1 protein-coding gene is annotated in these 247 nt (G+C 64.8%); it reads right to left on the minus strand.

What is annotated here, in order from left to right; genetic code table 11:
- A partial coding sequence (locus tag ACLJNW_RS27540) for a pyridoxal-phosphate dependent enzyme (RefSeq protein WP_410961732.1) occupies positions 1-247 on the minus strand: 247 nt, incomplete at both ends.

Raw genomic sequence — 247 nt, forward strand, 5'->3', positions numbered from 1 at the left:
CGCCACGGCGAGGATCGGCTTGCCCCGGGTGTTCTTGATGTAGCGCGAGACGCCGGTGAGGGTGCCGCCGGTGCCGACCCCGGAGACCAGCACGTCCACCGCGCCCTCGGTATCGTTCCAGATCTCCGGGCCGGTGGTCTTCTCATGGATCGCCGGGTTTGCCGGGTTGTCGAACTGATGCGGCATGAAGTAATTCACGGGATCCCACGCGACCAGTTCCTCGTCCATCTGGATCGCACCCTTCATG

This window comes from Salmonella sp. SAL4457 (assembly GCF_046548235.1).
Classification (GTDB): domain Bacteria; phylum Pseudomonadota; class Gammaproteobacteria; order Enterobacterales; family Enterobacteriaceae; genus Salmonella; species Salmonella enterica.